Origin of the sequence: Paraburkholderia fungorum (genome assembly GCF_046027215.1) — a bacterium.
Classification (GTDB): domain Bacteria; phylum Pseudomonadota; class Gammaproteobacteria; order Burkholderiales; family Burkholderiaceae; genus Paraburkholderia; species Paraburkholderia fungorum_D.
Genome location: NZ_JAQQEN010000002.1, coordinates 2,808,492 through 2,825,183 on the forward strand (window position 1 = coordinate 2,808,492; position 16,692 = coordinate 2,825,183).

17 protein-coding genes are annotated in these 16,692 nt (G+C 62.8%); 13 read left to right on the top strand and 4 right to left on the bottom strand.

The window, feature by feature from the left end:
• Positions 1-133: 133 nt before the first annotated feature.
• Complete coding sequence (locus PQR27_RS32950; protein WP_408527734.1) at positions 134-493, bottom strand: DUF3564 domain-containing protein; 360 nt, start codon at positions 491-493, stop codon at positions 134-136.
• Between the two features lie 160 nt (positions 494-653).
• Here PQR27_RS32950 and PQR27_RS32955 point away from each other — a divergent pair, with 160 nt between their 5' ends.
• On the top strand, positions 654-1,328 hold the full coding sequence (locus tag PQR27_RS32955; RefSeq protein WP_408527735.1) for a DUF4410 domain-containing protein: 675 nt from the start codon (positions 654-656) through the stop codon (positions 1,326-1,328).
• Positions 1,329-2,124: 796 nt separating this feature from the next.
• Here the strand turns inward: PQR27_RS32955 and PQR27_RS32960 are convergent.
• Positions 2,125-3,810 (bottom strand): acid phosphatase, encoded by a 1,686-nt coding sequence (locus tag PQR27_RS32960; protein WP_408527736.1) that lies wholly within the window; start codon positions 3,808-3,810, stop codon positions 2,125-2,127.
• A gap of 126 nt (positions 3,811-3,936) precedes the next feature.
• Positions 3,937-4,224, bottom strand: a complete 288-nt coding sequence (locus PQR27_RS32965) for a hypothetical protein (RefSeq protein WP_408527737.1) — start codon at positions 4,222-4,224, stop codon at positions 3,937-3,939.
• A 172-nt stretch (positions 4,225-4,396) separates the two neighbouring features.
• On the opposite strand from PQR27_RS32965, the gene PQR27_RS32970 reads away from it, so the two are divergent.
• Positions 4,397-5,368 (top strand): IclR family transcriptional regulator, encoded by a 972-nt coding sequence (locus tag PQR27_RS32970; RefSeq protein WP_408527738.1) that lies wholly within the window; start codon positions 4,397-4,399, stop codon positions 5,366-5,368.
• 79 nt (positions 5,369-5,447) lie between these two features.
• On the opposite strand, the gene PQR27_RS32975 is transcribed toward PQR27_RS32970, so the two are convergent.
• A complete protein-coding gene (locus PQR27_RS32975) occupies positions 5,448-6,521 on the bottom strand; it encodes a porin (RefSeq protein ID WP_408527739.1) in 1,074 nt (357 codons plus the stop codon).
• A gap of 439 nt (positions 6,522-6,960) precedes the next feature.
• Between PQR27_RS32975 and PQR27_RS32980 the strand changes: the two genes are divergently transcribed.
• From PQR27_RS32980 to PQR27_RS33030, 11 genes are read left to right on the top strand one after another with little or no spacing between them, the layout of a single operon-like run.
• On the top strand, positions 6,961-7,275 hold the full coding sequence (locus PQR27_RS32980; protein WP_408527740.1) for a non-heme iron oxygenase ferredoxin subunit: 315 nt from the start codon (positions 6,961-6,963) through the stop codon (positions 7,273-7,275).
• 1 nt (position 7,276) lies between these two features.
• Positions 7,277-7,588, top strand: coding sequence for a recombinase-like helix-turn-helix domain-containing protein (locus tag PQR27_RS32985; protein WP_408527741.1), 312 nt, complete (start codon positions 7,277-7,279; stop codon positions 7,586-7,588).
• A gap of 49 nt (positions 7,589-7,637) precedes the next feature.
• Positions 7,638-8,732, top strand: a complete 1,095-nt coding sequence (locus PQR27_RS32990) for an aromatic ring-hydroxylating dioxygenase subunit alpha (protein WP_408527742.1) — start codon at positions 7,638-7,640, stop codon at positions 8,730-8,732.
• Positions 8,725-9,492 carry an SDR family oxidoreductase gene (locus PQR27_RS32995; RefSeq protein WP_408527743.1) on the top strand — a complete coding sequence of 256 codons (768 nt, stop codon included), beginning with the start codon at positions 8,725-8,727 and terminating at the stop codon, positions 9,490-9,492. The genes PQR27_RS32990 and PQR27_RS32995 overlap by 8 nt, the downstream gene beginning before the upstream one ends.
• A 26-nt stretch (positions 9,493-9,518) precedes the next feature.
• Positions 9,519-10,046 (top strand): cupin domain-containing protein, encoded by a 528-nt coding sequence (locus PQR27_RS33000; RefSeq protein ID WP_408527744.1) that lies wholly within the window; start codon positions 9,519-9,521, stop codon positions 10,044-10,046.
• 46 nt (positions 10,047-10,092) lie between these two features.
• A complete protein-coding gene (locus PQR27_RS33005) occupies positions 10,093-10,983 on the top strand; it encodes an alpha/beta fold hydrolase (protein WP_408527745.1) in 891 nt (296 codons plus the stop codon).
• Positions 10,984-11,883 carry an IclR family transcriptional regulator gene (locus tag PQR27_RS33010; RefSeq protein ID WP_408527746.1) on the top strand — a complete coding sequence of 300 codons (900 nt, stop codon included), beginning with the start codon at positions 10,984-10,986 and terminating at the stop codon, positions 11,881-11,883.
• Complete coding sequence (locus PQR27_RS33015; protein WP_408527747.1) at positions 11,880-12,689, top strand: SDR family oxidoreductase; 810 nt, start codon at positions 11,880-11,882, stop codon at positions 12,687-12,689. Before PQR27_RS33010 ends, PQR27_RS33015 begins: the two co-directional genes overlap by 4 nt.
• Entirely contained in the window at positions 12,682-14,340 is a 1,659-nt protein-coding gene (locus tag PQR27_RS33020; protein ID WP_408527748.1) for a thiamine pyrophosphate-binding protein, read from the top strand. The genes PQR27_RS33015 and PQR27_RS33020 overlap by 8 nt, the downstream gene beginning before the upstream one ends.
• Entirely contained in the window at positions 14,333-15,163 is an 831-nt protein-coding gene (locus PQR27_RS33025) for an aspartate dehydrogenase (protein WP_408527749.1), read from the top strand. The genes PQR27_RS33020 and PQR27_RS33025 overlap by 8 nt, the downstream gene beginning before the upstream one ends.
• Before the next feature lie 32 nt (positions 15,164-15,195).
• Entirely contained in the window at positions 15,196-16,686 is a 1,491-nt protein-coding gene (locus tag PQR27_RS33030) for an aldehyde dehydrogenase (protein WP_408528376.1), read from the top strand.
• The last annotated feature ends 6 nt before the right edge of the window (positions 16,687-16,692 follow it).

A 16,692-nucleotide genomic window follows, 5' to 3' on the forward strand; every position in this document is an offset into this window, starting at 1 on the left:
ACGTACGCAAACTTAAGAACAACTTAAGCGTGCCAGAAGGGCGATGCCGATTTGATGTGGCGAACGGACGCGCGCAGCGAACCCGCCGCGCGTAGAGGGCGGCTCGGGTAACAGGTCATTCGGTCGCGGCGGGCTAATTCCCGAACACGCTGTGTTCGGCGCGGACTGTTTGCCGGTCGACGGCTTGCAAGCGCCAGAAGCCGCTTGTGGGCGCGCGTGTTGGCATGGCGGTCCAGGCGGCGTCGCCTTGTGCCGAACTGACGCGCTGTTTGCGGTCGACATGCAAGCCGCGCAACGTGCAGACTGGCGCGTCCGTGCTGGGTGCACAGAGCGTGGTCACACCGTTCTCGTCGCGTAGTTCGCCCCATGGGGGCAAATCGATCCCTTGATGCGCTTCTCTCGACCACCGGTGTTCTTCGGTGTCGAGCCAGAGCACGGCGTAATCATGGCTAACGGTCGGATCGGAACCGTTGATGAGGATAGTCAGGCGCATGGGAGTCCCGTACAAAATGCGAAGTGTCGTTACATCAGTCTAGGTGGCGGTGCGTGTTATGCAAGCCCAAAGGTACGACGATCCGGCACGAAAAAGACCTGCGTACGATGTATTCGGTTGTACGATAAGCGCGTCCTGATGGCGTTCGCGGGGGTGTCTCATGCTGCGTCGATTTGCGCTGTTTGCGGTGATGACGGGAGGGCTGGGCGCGATAGCGGCGCCGGGTGTCGCTGCGGACAGTGCGCCGTTTGCGCCGCCGGCGCCGGTTGTGTATGTTGCCGACTTCGATCTCGACGTGGCCAACGTGACGCCCGATAGCGGTCCGGGCCAGCGCGTGCGGCGTCTGCGTGGGTTGCTGCCGAGCGGTCCGGGGCCGATGGGGCACGATGCGAATCCGCAGGATCACGCGCGGGACATTGTGAACGAGATGGCTGAAGCGGTGACGGCGGATCTGCGCAAGAGTGGCGTTGATGCGCGGCGCAGTGTGGCTGGGGAGGTGTTGCCGAATACGGGCTGGCAAGTGCGGGGGGTGTTTCTGAGTGTCGATGACGGCAATCGACTCAGGCGCGCGATGGTGGGGATGGGTGCCGGGCAGAATGACATCCAGGTGGCGGTGTCATGCGATAGTCTTGCGGCGCCTGATTTGGCGCCGCTTTATCAGAGTGTCGAGGAGGGCGAGAGTAAGGGGAAGCCCGGGGCGGTGATCAAGTTGAATCCTTATGTGATCGCAGCGAAGTTCGTGATGGCGAGTGGGGATGAGAAGAAGACGATCCAGAAAACCGCTCAGCAAATTGCAGATGCTGTTGTGGCCAAGCTTAAGGGCTTGGCGAAGTGAACATGGGTTTTTTTTCGCGTAGCGGTGGTTGGTTTTTTTTGCTTTTGGCGGCGGCATTTTCCTGTGCCTGCTGCGTTGGCCTTTTCTTGTTTTCTTATTGGTTTATTGGCAAAAGAAAGCGGCTCAAACCGCCAACTCTTAAGCGGCTCCCTTGGCTTGGAGGGGATCGTGGCCCCGTAGAGATTGAGCCTGCGCACCTCCCCGCGTGAGTGACCAGGCTGTCATGCTTCCGGCGGCGCTGCGCGCGCCGATGCGGTACTTCATCAAACCACCCGCAGGATTTTGCGCACGCGGTTTCCTCGACGCGGCGGCTCGCAGCCGGAGGGGCGAGCGCGACTTGCTGCGTTCAGTCCTGGCGCCAGCACATCCAAAACCACCCGTTTGTCCTGGCGCCTCGCCGAGGCGAAGCCGATGGCCCCCGCTGCGCGCAACCGAAGCACCCGGTTTCCCTGGCAGACCCGTCCGCGACGCACGCAGTGCGGAGTGGGAGCGGATGACGGCTGTGTCACAGACCCTCATGGACCGAGGTGTGATCCGTTTATCGCACCACAATCCCCTCCAAGCCAGGGGACCCACTTAAGAAGTGGCGGTGTGAGCCGCTTTCTTTTGCCTACTTTTCTTTGCGGCGGCGCCCCGAAGGAAGTCCACTTGGTGGGCAAAGAAAAGTAGGTGCCCCCCGCACAGGGGGAACGCTAATAAACCAATAAGAAAACAAGGAAAGGCCAACGCCGCCGGCAAAAGGAAATGCCGCCGCCAAAGGCAAAAACCCCCAACCACCGCTACGCGGAAAAAAGACCTAAACCAACTCAAGAGCCCCACTCAAATCCCCAATCGGCGCTAGCCCATTCAAAGCAAAAGCCCGATCTCTAGCCACAACCCCATCAAGCGGCGCCAGCCCATAAACCCGACTAATCAACCGCAAAATCGAATTAGTGTCATACACCGTATGATCAACAAACCCCTTCTTCGCCAGCGGCGAAATCACCAGTGCGGGAATCCGCGACCCCGGCCCCCAACGGTCGCCTTTGGGCGGTGCAACCGGATCCCACCAGCCGCCGTTCTCGTCGACGGTAACAATCACGACCGTATTGCTCCACTGCGGACCACGTTGAATATGCTCCACCACATTGGCAATGTGACGATCCCCCGACGCAACATCCGCATACCCGGCATGCATGTTGAGGTCGCCCTGCGGCTTGTAGAAGGTGACGGCCGGCAGGCGCCCCGCATCGATATCGGCGATCAACCGGTTGGTGGACGCGTCGTCCCCCAGTCCCGCATCGCGTAGATACCTGCTCCGCGCCGCAGTACCAGGCGCGTAATTGATGAAATAGTTGAACGGCTGATGGTGATACTGGAAATCGGGCACGGCGCCGGTGTCCTGATGCTCCAACGCGTATTGCCATGCGCCGCTGTACCACGCCCAATCCACGCCCTTGTCCGTCAGGCGGTCACCGATCGTCGCGAAGTTTTGCGGCGGCAACACGCGCGGATTCGACAGGTCGGCAAACGCCGGATTGCCGCCTTCGGCCGGACGAACATTGCTCGGCTGATAAGGCGGCGCCATCGTGTTGACGGCGTAACCATCGGCGGTAAATGCGCCATCGTTGACGAACTTCGGCGGGCCATCGAGCGCGGAGGCAGGCGAGTCCGCGGCCTGTTTGAGCCGCGTGCCAGTCGGGTCGTCCCCTTCGATCACCGACACCATCTTCTTCGCCGGACTGTTGTGCACGTCGGGATAGAACGGCGCCTGCGCCGAAATCAGGAAGATGTGGTTCAGCCACGAGCCGCCAAACGCGGCCATGAAAAAGTTGTCGCACAGCGTGTACTGCTGGGCGAGATTCCATAGACGCAAACTGTCGGCCGAGTTGCGATAGTGACCCATCACCAGGCCGCCGGAGTCGCCCCACGCGGCAAACTGGTTGTTGCGCCCGGCGTTGATCTGCATCTGGTTCTGATAGAAGCGATGCACCAGATCGCGCGTAATCACGCCGTTGGGCAACGGCGCGCCGTGCGCGTCGGTAAGGTGGAACGGCTGGTTGCGCAGGCCGGCAATCTCCTTCTCGGCAATCATGTAGCGCTTGCCGTCCACTTCCTGCGCCTGCGGCACGAGGCCGCCCCAGATTTTCGGCAGCTGCGGCAGCGCCGTCTTGCCGTCGCGGTCGAGCTGGAGGTAGCGCTCAGCGCTCACCGCATCGAGTGGATGCTGGACGCCCGGGAAATTGCCGTACAGGTTCGCAAAGCTGCGGTTCTCGGCGTAGATCACCACGATATGTTTGACCTGATCGCGCAAGGCCGCATCGAGCCGTAGATCGGCGGCGCTGCGCGGTGCCGCACCGCTCGCGGTGCTTTGCTCGGTCGAGCAACCGGTTAGCGCGAGTCCGAAACCGACGGCGGCGAGCCCGGTCAGGACACGGCGGCGCTCGGGATCGTCGGGGGCATCGTTGGGGTTCGGCGGCAGGGTGGAGTCGTTGTCTGTCATCGGTCGGCTTCTAAGTTAGCTTCCAAGTCAGCGTGACGGGCGCTTCACAGGCTCAAACTGCCGCTCGGGGCGGCATGCGCGCGGCACCGGGTTCAGAGTCGAGGGGGCCGGACGGTTCCGGCACAACTAAGGTAATCGTCGTTTCACGCGCCAACTATTGTGCGTCGAGTCGATGGCGAATAGAAGCCAATGTCTCGCATCGACGGGATGTCGCCTCTGCGTCGCGTAACCGTCAACGGTCAATTCGAGTTCGTCGAACGTCCGCCGATGGCAGGTGGCATGCGCGCCGGAGCCGTCCGCGAATTCGACGATAGCCGCGGCCACGAGGGCCGGCTCGGGCAGGTGCGCGATATGCACTGCGCAGCCCGGATAAAGATGTGAATCGGCAACCTGGATCTGGACGGATTCGGACATGAGCGTGGCCTCCGGACGCCTGGCGGGAGCCAACGCACGGCGGTGAGACCGCGCGCGATGGACCGCACCAAAGGATAGCACCGCGTGAATCGATGGCGGTGGCGCAGATGGCCGCATGCTTCGCGCTATCATGCTGATCTGTACCCGATGAACAGCAGAAACGGCAGCCAAGATGGCAAAAGAAGATCAGACAGGAGCGGGACGCAAGCAGGCGAGGCCACGCGGTGCGGCGGTCCCGGCTTCGCAGGACGATGCGGCGTTGTCCCATGCGGAAGGCGCTGATTCCGCTGATTCCACCGATGAAGAGAGCGCCGGCGGATCGACCTACCTCGTGCCGGGGCTGGAGCGCGGCCTGCGCATCCTCGCCGAATTCAGCGCGCGCGAGCCGATTCTGGGCGCGCCGGAATTGTCCAAGCGCATTGGCATCCCGCGCACTACCACATTCCGTTTATTGCAGACGCTGGAAGCGCTCGGTTTTCTCGAACGCGTCAACGGTGACCGCTATTTCCGCCTGAGCGTGGCGGTGCTGCGACTCGGTTTCGAGTACCTCAGCTCGCTTGAACTCACGGATGTCGGCACGCCGATTCTCGAGCGCCTGCGCGACACCACCGGGCTGAGCACGCATCTGCTGATCCGCGATCAGCGCGACGTGGTGTTCGTGGCCAAGGCGCAGACGCATGAGCCGATGTTCAGTTCGGTGAAAGTGCATGTGGGCACACGCTTGCCCGCGCACGCCACCGTGCATGGCCAGGTGTTGATGGGCGATCTGAGTTTCGAGGAATTGCGTCAGCTGTATCCGGAGCCGCAACTCGAGCGTTTCACCGAACGCACGCCGGCTACTGTCGAAGAACTGTATGGACGAGTCCGCGAAAGCGCGGCGCTCGGTTACGCGCTGAGCGAAGCGTCGTTCGAGCGGGGCATTTCCGTCGTAAGCGCGCCGGTGCGCGACCAGAGCGGCAAGATCGCGGCCGCGCTGACCGTCACCATTCCGCGCTCGGATATCGGCGAGGCCGAAGAACGCGAGCCGCTCATCATTGCGGTTTGCCAGGCGGCGCTCGAATTGTCGGAACGCCTCAGCTACCGTCCGCGGCCGGATGATCCGACCGCGGCGCAGGCACGTCGCAAATCCGTCGCGGCGAACTGATTTCGCGTGAGTCAACGTTCAACGGCCCGGCTGTCTGCACAGTCGGGCCGTTCGCCTTATATCGCCGCCACCCTTCGCATCAGAACGAGTGATGAATACCGGTCAGGACAATCGTCTGGTTCCGGCCACTCGACACACCCGCCGTAAAGAACGCGGCATCCGTATTGGAACCCGCGCGCTCGTAGAGCGCATTGACGTACAACTGCGTCGACTTCGACAGCGCATAGATATCGCCGATCTCGAACTGGGTCCAGCGATGACCCGCCAACGTCGTCGTCGCGGCGCCGCCGGCGACGCTGTTGAACGGCGTGAACTGATAGTTCGCGCCAGCGTCGTAGCTTTGATACGTATTCGAATGACCAGCCGATTCCAGTTTCACACGCGTGTACAGGCCATGCACCAGCAGCTTGCCGAACTGGTATGACGCGCCCGCGCCCATATTTTCGACCTTGTCGGCGGTGTAGTTTGCCGCTGCCACACCCTGGAAGTTCGTGATGCCCGTGGTGACGATCGACGGCGTACGGTCGTGCTCGTTCGCATAGGTCGCGCCGGCCTTGAACGGACCGTTCGCATAGGTAAGCGCAAAGCTCAAGGTCTTGCCGGTCGAGAAGTTGGTCGTATTGCCAAGCCCCATCATCGCGCCGAACGAGAAGCCGGCGAAGCTCGCTGAACGGAACTTCACCGAGTTGTCGAACGGCACCACGCCCGTATCGGCGAGTTCGTCGATATTGCCCGGGTGGAACGCGTACCAACTCGCGGCCAGATAAGCCGTGCTCAACGGACCCAGCACGTCGAAGCTGAACGGCGTTTGATGGCCAAGCGTCACCGTACCGATCTGGTCCGAGCTCAGCCCGACATATGCCTGGCGATTGAACAGCGTGCCGGCCTTGGCGAAGGCACCGGTAGTCGTATAGAAGCCGTTTTCCAACTGGAAGACAGTCTTCAAACCACCACCCAGATCCTCAACGCCTCTCAGGCCCCAGCGGTCCGGCTGCGTGTTGCCCTGTTCCTCGATCCACTTCGCATGGCCTCCCGCATTGCTGATATACGCGATACCGGCATCCAGGCTGCCGTATAGCGTCACACTGCTCTGCGCCCATGCGCCAGTTGTTGCGCAGATTGCCGTCAAGCCGGCTGCAATGATGTGCTTCACCGTTGGTTCTCCTGATCACACGACGGAAAGCTCACGCCGACTCCGTCATCCCTGATCCGTACTTTGGGTTGATGCAGCTTTGGGTTTATGCGCCAAAACTGCTACGCTTTATGTTCCACCTATGGGCGTTTGTATCGCCTATGGAAAAGTATAGTGATTCCGGGCGTGATCAAAATAACTTTTCGGACCCCGTACAAACCCGCATGAGGATGACGGTATTTGTCTGAGAATTTCGCTAAAACTCAAGCGGGATAAGGCTCACGGGCGACCGCAGCGATTCACGCCGGTTCCCGCAAAGCTGTCTTCTGAACACCACGGTCGGTGTTTTCCCCTACCGACTCAGATTTTTATTTTCTCTGCTCGAAGCCACTCCTATAATTATCCATATACGAACCACTGTTCCTTGTATGGAACATAAGGCTTCAGGAGAAGGCGAGAAATGACTGAACAATGGCGCTGCGCCGGCCATGCCGGCGATCTGTCCGAAGACGCGCCGATCGAGTTCAAGCTCGACGGCACCGAAATCGGCATCTACAAGGTGGGCGATGCGCTGTACGCGCTGGAAAACGTCTGCCCCCATGCGTACGCGTTGCTGACGCAGGGCTTTGTCGACGGCGACACCGTCGAATGCCCGCTGCACGAAGCCGTGTTCCATATCCCGACTGGCAAATGCCTGAAAGAACCCGGCGGCCGCGACCTGAAGAGGTACTCGGTACGTCTCGCCGGTGAAGAAATCCAGATCAAGGTGGAATGACATGCGAGAGCAATCCGTGAACTTCAATCCCTTCCTGAAGCCGTGGCTCGCGCCGCAGCCGAATAACGTCGCCGGCAAGGGCGTGATCGAGAAGCCGGGTGAGACCGAAAACTTCATCTGGCAAAACCGCAAGGCCGAGCCGACCCAATACGAAAACGACTTTGGCGATGCGCTCGAACAGGTCTTCGAAGCGGGCGCCGTGGAGTTGCAGGAAGTCGTCGACGGTTTGAACCGCGTGGGCTTCCGGACCCCGGAAGGCAATGCGTGGGACGCCGGGCGTCTCGCCGCCGAATTCCGCCTGCTCGCCGAATAAGCGCGCATTCCCGAACACGTTTCATCGCTTTCGTATCCGGAGTCTCTCCATGACGTCCCCCAATACAACGACTCAAGGCGCGGCCGACCCGATCCAGTCCTATCTGAACCGTGGCCTGCGCAACTACTGGTATCCCGTCGCACCGAGCTGGCAAGTCGGCGACGCGCCGGTCGGCATCACGCGCCTGGGCGACCAGATCGTCCTGTGGCGCGACAAGGAAGGCAAAGTCCGCGCGCTCGAAGACCGCTGCCCGCACCGCGGCGCGCGTCTGTCGCTCGGCTGGAATCTCGGCGGTAGCGTCGCCTGCTGGTATCACGGCATCGAGATCGACGGCGGCGGCACGGTCACCAAGGTGCCGGCTGTGTCGAACTGTCCGCTCGAAGGGCAGAAGTGCGTGAAGTCGTATCCGGTCGAAGAGCACGCCGGCGCGATCTTCCTGTGGTTCGGCGACGAAGCGCACAAGGAACCGACTCCGCTCGTGCTGCCGGAAGAACTGGTCGGCGAGGAATACGCGAGCTTCCTGTGCATGTCGCACTGGAAGTGCAACTACCAGTACGCGATCGACAACGTGATGGACCCGATGCACGGCGCGTACCTGCACGCCACGTCCCACTCGATGGCGGAAGGCGACAAGCAGGCCGATATGCGCGTACGCAAGACCGAAACCGGTCTGATGTTCGAAAAGGTCGGCCAGCGCGATGTGAACTTCGACTGGGTCGAGCTCGGCGAAACCGGCACCTTGTGGATGCGGCTCGCGATTCCGTACAAGAAGAAGTTCGGTCCGGGCGGCAACTTCGGGATCATTGGCTTTGCTACGCCGGTGGACGGCGACAACTGCCAGGTTTACTTCTGGCGCACTCGCAAGGTGTCGGGCTGGCAGCGCGACGCATGGCGCTTCCTGTACCGCAACCGCCTGGAAGCGCTGCATTGGGCGGTGCTCGAGCAAGACCGCTACGTGCTGGAAAGCATGGCGCCGAATGCGCGGGATCACGAATTCCTCTATCAGCACGACGTCGGCATGACGCGTGTGCGCCGCATGTTCCGTCAGCGCGCGCAACAGCACTTCGCCGATCTGGACGCGTATCGCGCTCAGGCTGATAACGCCACGCCGGCAACGGCCGCTGCAGGTCACAGCCATGCATAACGAAGCGCTCGCGGCTCTTCAAGGCCGGCGTGTCCTCGTAACGGGCGGCGCGCGTGGGCTCGGCGCGGCCTTCGTCCGCTCATTGGTGCAGGCAGGCGCGCAAGTGGTGTTCGGCGACGTATTGCACAACGAAGGGCGCACGCTTGCTGCGTCTCTCGTCGAGCAGGGTCATGCGGTCACGTATCTGCCGCTCGATCTCGTCGACCCCGCCAGCATCCAGCAGTTCACCGGGCAGGCCGCAACGCAGCTCGGCGGCCTCGACGCGCTGATCAACAACGCGGCGATCACCAACTCCGGCGGCAAGTTTGCCGATGAGTTGTCTGTCGATACGTGGGACGCCGTGATGAACGTCAATGTGCGCGGCACCTGGCTGATGAGCGCGGCGGCGCTGCCTTATCTGCGCGACTCGGGCCGCGGCAGCATCGTCAACATCGCATCGGACACGGCGATGTGGGGCGCGCCGAAACTGCTTGCGTATGTCGCGAGCAAGGGCGCGGTGATCTCGATGACACGCTCGCTGGCGCGCGAATTCGGTGCGCACAACGTGACCGTCAACGCGATAGCTCCCGGTCTCACGGAAGTCGAAGCAACCGCCTACGTGCCCGCCGAGCGTCACGAGTACTACCTGCAAGGCCGCGCGCTGACGCGCGCACAAGTGCCCGACGACGTGACCGGGCCGGTGCTGTTTCTGTTGTCCGATGCCGCGCGCTTCGTGACTGGCCAGTTGCTGCCGGTCAACGGCGGCTTTGTGATGAATTGATCTTGTCGAATCGTAAGGAGAAAGAGATGGCGGACGCCGATATCGAACGCAAATCCTGGGAACAGCCCACGGACGCGAGCTTTGCACAATGGTTGGACAGCCGCGTCGCGCGTCTGGAAACGCGTCGTTACGACTGGGACGCGCTGAAGTTTCAGGCCGACCACGACCCGAAATATCGCCGCGCGCAAATGCGCTATGTCGGCACTGGCGGCACGGGTGTGGCGAAAGATATGAACACGGTGCCCGCTGGCGGCTTCACGTTTTCGACGATGGTGATTCCGGCCGGCAACATCGGACCGAGCCATATTCATATGGACGTCGAAGAAATCTTCTTCGTGCTGCGCGGCAAGATGAAAGTGATCTGCGAGAAAGACGGCGAAACGTGGGAGGCCGTGCTCGGCGAGCGCGATCTGATTTCGGTGCCGCCGGGCGTGTATCGCACGGAAGTGAACATCGGCGAAGAAGACGCGTTGATGTGCGTAATGCTCGGTTCGTCGAAGCCAATCACGCCGACGTATCCGCCGGATTCGCCGCTGGCGAAGCTCAAGCGCTAAGGCTTTCAACACTGGCATTGCTTTGAAAACACTCGCGAAGGAAATCATGTCCGCAGTCCCGTCCGCCGCCGCCGATCAGAATGCCACGCTCGAAGCGCGTCTTGCGCGCTTTCCGGCGCAGCAGATCTGGCTCACATCGCAACGCGCGGTGAGTTACCGCGAGGTGGATCGCGCTGAGGGCACTGCGCTGCCGCTCGTGCTGTTGCACGGCATCGGTTCGGGCGCGGCTTCGTGGGTCCAGCAACTCGAAGTGCTTGGCACGACGCGCCGCGTGCTGGCGTGGGATGCGCCGGGGTATGGCGCATCCACGCCGGTAGCAGCCGATTCGCCCGTCGCGAGCGATTACGCCGCCGTGCTGAAAGATTGGCTCGACGCGCTCGGCATCGAACGCTGCGTGCTGCTCGGGCATTCGCTCGGCGCGATCATCGCCGGCGCGTTCGCAGCGGCGCATCCGCAGCGCGTGGCGGGTCTGCTGCTGTTGTCGCCAGCGGGTGGCTACGGCACGGCGTCGGCTGACGTGCGCGAAACCAGACGCGACCAGCGCCTTGCGATGCTTGCCGAACTCGGCCCGCAAGGTCTCGCCGAAACACGCAGTGCCAATATGTTGTCCGCGCACGCGAGCGAAGAAGCCCGCGCCTGGGTGCGCTGGAACATGGCGCGTGTGATCCCGCAAGGCTATGCGCAAGCGACGCACCTGCTCGCCAACGCCGACCTCGCAGCGGATCTGGCGCGCTACAAAGGCCGTATCAACGTAGCCGTCGGTGCGTACGACACCATTACCTTGCCGGCTGCCTGCGAGCGACTCGCTCAGATTGCAGCCACCCAATTGCAGGTCGTGCCGCGCGCAGGGCATGCCGGCTATATCGAAGCACCCAGCGCGTATACCGCGATCATCGACACGTTCTGTCGCATCAGCGACGGACAACGGAGCCAATGAATGACGCCCGACACGATTAACGCCGAGCGCGACGCGGACGACGACCGCGACGACGACCGCGACGACACCAGCAGCGATACCAGCTATCGCGTGCCGGGTCTCGAACGCGGTCTGCGGATTCTCACCGAGTTCTCGCCACGCGAGCCGGTTCTCGGCGCACCGGAATTGTCCAGGCGCCTGAAGATTCCGCGCACGACGGTATTCCGTCTGCTGCAAACGCTCGAATCGCTCGGCTTTCTCGAGCGTGCCGACAAGGACCGCAACTATCGCCTCGGCGTCGCGGTCTTGCGCCTCGGTTTCGAATACCTGAGTTCGCTCGAGCTGACCGACCTCGGCTTGCCGATCATCGAAGCGCTGCGCGATGAAACCGGCCTCACCAGCCACATCGTGATTCGCGATGGACGCGATGTCGTGTTCGTCGCCAAGGCGCAAAGCCACGCGCCGATTTTCAGTTCAGTGAAGGTGAATGTCGGCACGCGTTTGCCGGCCTACGCGACCACGCACGGCCAGGTGCTGATGGGCGACATGACGCTCGACGACTTGCGCAAGCTCTATCCCGAGCCGGAACTGGAGCGCTTCACCAAACAGACGCCAGCCACGCTCGAAGACCTGTACCAACGGATTGTCGACGACGCGAAGCGCGGTTTCGCGGTCAGCGAATCGTCGTTCGAGCGCGGCATCTCGGTGGTCAGCGCGCCGGTGCGTAACGACACGGGACGCATCGTCGCCGTGATCACGACAACGATCCCGCGTCACGAGATCGACGCCTCGCTGCTCGATAGCGGCCTGATCGATAAGGTTCGACGTGCCGCCGACGAACTCTCGCAGCGGCTCAACTATCGGCCGAAGGGTAGCCCGAACGCGGGCACGAAGTACATGAAGGCACTGGGGCTCAAATGATTCAAATCGACTTGACCGGGCAGGTAGCGGTGGTGACGGGCGGTTCGTCCGGCATCGGCCTCGCCACTGCCGACCTGTTTCTGCGCGCGGGCGCCTCGGTGGCGATCTGCGGTCGCGATACCGAGCGTCTCGCACAGGCCGAAGCCTCGCTGAAGGCGCAGTTTCCGCAAGCGCCATTGCTGGTGCGACGCTGCGATGTGCTCGATGCCGACGATGTGAACGCCTTCGCGCAAGCGGTGCAAACGCGCTTCGGCCGCACCGACATGCTGGTGAACAACGCCGGCCAGGGCCGCGTGTCGACCTTCGCCGACACCACCGACGACGCCTGGCGCGAAGAACTCGACCTGAAGTATTTCAGCGTCATCCGTCCGACCCGCGCATTCCTGCCGATGCTGCGCGATGCCGCCGGGTCGGACAAGACTGCGTCCGTGGTCTGCGTGAACTCGCTGCTGGCGCTGCAACCGGAACCGCACATGGTTGCGACTTCTTCGGCGCGTGCCGGCGTGCTGAGTCTGATCAAGTCGCTTGCGGTCGAACTCGCGCCGCAGCGCATCCGCGTGAATTCGATTCTGATCGGCATCGTCGAATCGGGTCAATGGCGCCGCCGTTACGAGAAAGAAGCCGAGCCGGGCCAGAGCTGGGAAGACTGGACCGCCGAACTGGCGCGCAAGAAACACATTCCGCTAGGCCGCTTCGGTCGCCCCGAAGAGGCCGCTCAAGCGCTCTTTTACCTGGCTACGACGCTGTCGTCCTATACGACGGGCAGTCACATCGATGTTTCTGGAGGCGTTGCACGACATGTCTGATAAAACCACCGTTGGCGAACTGATCGCCGCTTTCCTCGAGCAATGCGGCGTACAAACCGCATTCGGCGTGATCTCGATCCACAACATGCCGATCCTCGACGCGATCCACAAGCGCGGCACGATCCGCTACGTCGGCGCGCGCGGCGAAGCCGGCGCCGTCAACATGGCCGACGGTCTGGCGCGCGTGTCGGGCGGCCTGGGCGTGGCGTTCACGAGCACGGGCACCGCGGCGGGTAACGCGGCGGGCGCGATGGTCGAAGCGCTGACGGCAGGCACCGCGCTGCTGCACGTGACCGGCCAGATCGAAACCGAATACCTCGATCAGGACCTCGCGTATATCCACGAAGCGCCGGATCAATTGTCGATGCTGTCGTCGATCTCGAAGGCCGCGTTCCGCGTGCGTTCGGTCGAAACCGCACTGCCGACGATCCGCGAAGCCGTGCGCGTCGCGCAAACCGCGCCGAGCGGGCCGGTTAGCGTCGAAATTCCGATCGACATTCAGGCTGCCGAAGTGGAATGGCCAGCCGATCTGGCCGCGCCGCACGTCACCACGCTGACGCATTGCAGCAAGCGCGTCGCGCAACTCGCCGAACAACTCGCGAACGCAAAGCGCCCGTTGCTGTGGCTGGGCGGCGGCACGCGTCATGCGCGTGCCGCGGTCGAGCGTCTGGTGGCGTTGGGCTTTGGTGTCGTGACCAGCGTGCAGGGTCGCGGCGTGCTGCCGGAAGATCATCCGGCAACGCTCGGCGCGTTCAACGTGCACAGCGCAGTCGAAAGCTTCTACAAGACGTGCGATGCGTTGCTGGTGGTCGGTTCGCGTCTGCGTGGCAATGAAACGCTGAAGTACAAGCTCGGCCTGCCGCAACCGCTGTATCGCATCGACGCCGACGCGCTCGCCGATAACCGCGGCTACCGCAACGAGATGTTCATTCACGGCGATGCATCGGCTGTACTGGAAGAACTCGCGACGCTGCTCGAAGGCCGCCTCAAGGTGGATCCGACGTTCACCCAGGATCTGGCCGCCGCACGCGAAAGCGCCGTCGCCGATGTGGGCAAGGGCCTCGGTCCGTACAAGCGTCTCGTCGACGCCCTGCAACAAGCCGTGGGCCGCGATTACAACTGGGTGCGTGACGTGACGATCTCGAACAGCACATGGGGCAACCGCCTGCTGAAGATCTTCTCGCCGCGCGCAGGCGTTCACGCATTGGGCGGCGGCATCGGCCAGGGCATGCAGATGGGCATCGGCGCGGCACTCGCCGGCAACGCGGCGAAGACCGTGTGCCTCGTCGGTGACGGCGGGCTGATGGTCAACGTCGGCGAACTCGCGACGGCTGTGCAGGAAAACGCCAACGTGATGATCGTGCTGATGAACGACCAGTGCTACGGCGTGATCCGCAACATTCAGGACGCGCAATACGGCGGCCGCCGTTGCTACGTCGATCTGCATCAGCCGGACTTCGCGCAGTTCTGCGAGAGCCTGAAGCTCACGCACTACCGCATCAAGTCGCTCGATCAGGCCGAAGACATCATCCGCGAAGGTATGGCGAAGACCGGCCCGGTGCTGGTCGAGGTGGACATGCTGTCGGTCGGCTCGTTCGCCACCGCATTCGCGGGCCCGCCGGTCAAGGAAAAGGAGCCGGAACATGTATGAAGCCGGCTACGCGGGGCATCACGCGCCCGTCGACGTCGCCATGATCGGCTTCGGCGCGATCGGCCAGGCGGTGTACCGCTCGGTCGCCGCCGATCCGACGGTGCGCGTGTCGCACGTGATCGTGCCGGAACGTTATGCGGCTTCGGTGCGTGACGTGGTGGGCAGCTCGGTCGACGTGGTGTCTTCGGTGTCGGCGTTGAGCAGCAAGCCGCACTTCGCGCTCGAATGCGCGGGGCACAGCGCGCTGGTCGACCACGTGGTGCCGTTGCTGAAAGCGGGCACGGATTGCGCCGTTGCTTCGATTGGCGCGCTGTCCGACGTGCTGCTGCTGGATGCGCTGTCCGCCGCCGCCGATGAAGGCGACGCGACGTTGACGCTGCTCTCCGGCGCGATCGGCGGCGTGGATGCGCTGGCGGCGGCCAAGCTCGGCGGTCTCGATGAAGTGCTGTACACCGGCCGCAAGCCGCCCACGGGCTGGCTCGGTACGCCAGCCGAGCAGGTCTGCGATCTGCACGCGCTGAGCGAAGAGCGGGTGATCTTCGAAGGTAGCGCACGGGAAGCCGCGCGGCTCTATCCGAAGAACGCCAATGTTGCCGCGACGATCGCGCTCGCCGGTCTCGGTCTCGACCAGACCACGGTGCGCCTGATCGCCGATCCAAACGTGACGCGCAATGTGCACCGCATCGTGGCGCGCGGCGCGTTCGGCGAGATGTCGCTGGAAATGTGCGGCAAACCGCTGCCGGACAACCCCAAGACGTCCGCCTTGACCGCGTATAGCGCGATGCGTGCGCTGCGTAATCGCGCGGCCCGTTGCGTGATTTAAGACCTAAGCTGAAGCAAACCGGAATGACCGACATGACTCACTTCGATACCAGCCTCGTGCCCACCGGCGATATTTTCATCGGCGGCGAATGGCGGCAAGGGCGTGGCAACCCGTACAAAAGCCTGTATCCGGCGGATCAGTCGGTCAACATGGAAATCTCGACGGCCAACGCCGACGACGCCCGAGAAGCGGTGGAAGCCGCGGATATCGCATGGCGCAAGGCCGATTGGTCGGGTCTCAAGCCGCATCAACGCGCGCTGGTCCTGTACCGCATCGCCGATCTGATCATGGCGCGTCACGAAGCGCTCGCGCAATTGCAACGCCGTGACAACGGCAAGCCGATCGGCGAAACGCGTGTGCTGGTGGCGAGCGCCGCCAACACGTTCCGCTATTTTGCCGCCTGCCTGGAAACGCTCGACGAAGAAGTCACGCCCTCGCGTGGCGACTATCTGACGATGAGCATCTACGAGCCGATCGGCGTGGTCGCGGCGATCGTGCCGTGGAATTCGCCGATCGCATCGGACGCACAAAAGCTCGCTCCGGCACTGGCAGGCGGTAACGCGGTGGTGTTGAAACCCGCCGAGGTGACGCCTTTGATTTCGCTTGCACTGGCCCGCATCTGCGAAGAAGCCGGTGTGCCGAAGGGCATCATTAGCGTAGTGCCGGGCAAAGGCTCAGTGATCGGCGACGTGCTGGTGCGTCATCCGCTGGTGAAGAAAGTGTCGTTCACGGGCGGCACCGAAGTGGGCCGCGGCATTGCGCGCATCGCCGCGGACAAGCTGATGCCGGTGTCGCTGGAACTGGGCGGCAAGTCGCCAACCATCGTATTCGACGACGCCGACCTCGATCACGCGGTGAACGGCGTGCTGTACGGCATCTTCAGCTCGTCGGGCGAAGCGTGCATCGCCGGTTCGCGTCTGTTCGTGCAGCGCTCGATTTACGACACGTTCATGAAGCGTCTCGCTGAAGGCGCGCGCAAGCTGCGCGTCGGCGATCCCTCGCGCGAGCAAACGCAGATGGGTCCGCTGATTACCGCGGCGCATCGCGAAACCGTCGAGCGCTATGTCGCGTTGGGTCTCGAAGAGGGTGGCCGTTTGCTGTGTGGCGGTGAACGCCCGGTCGGCGACGGCCGCGAACAAGGCACCTATTTCCAGCCGACGATTCTCGAAGGCTTGACGAACGACGCACGCATCTGCCAGGAAGAAATCTTCGGCCCGGTGCTGGTCGCGATGCCATTCGACGACGAAGCCGCGCTGCTGAAAGAAGCCAACCATAGCGTGTTCGGCCTTGCCGCCGGCATCTGGACGCGCGACTACAAACGCGCCTACCGGATCGCCCGCGCACTCGAAGCCGGCACTGTCTGGATCAACACCTACAAGCTGTTCTCGATCTCGACGCCGTTCAGCGGCTGGAAAGAGAGCGGCATGGGACGCGAGAAGGGCCGTCTCGGCATCCGCGAATACATGCAGCAGAAGAGCCTCTACTGGGGCTTGAACGACGCGCCGCTGGCGTGGGCGAATTAATACGCA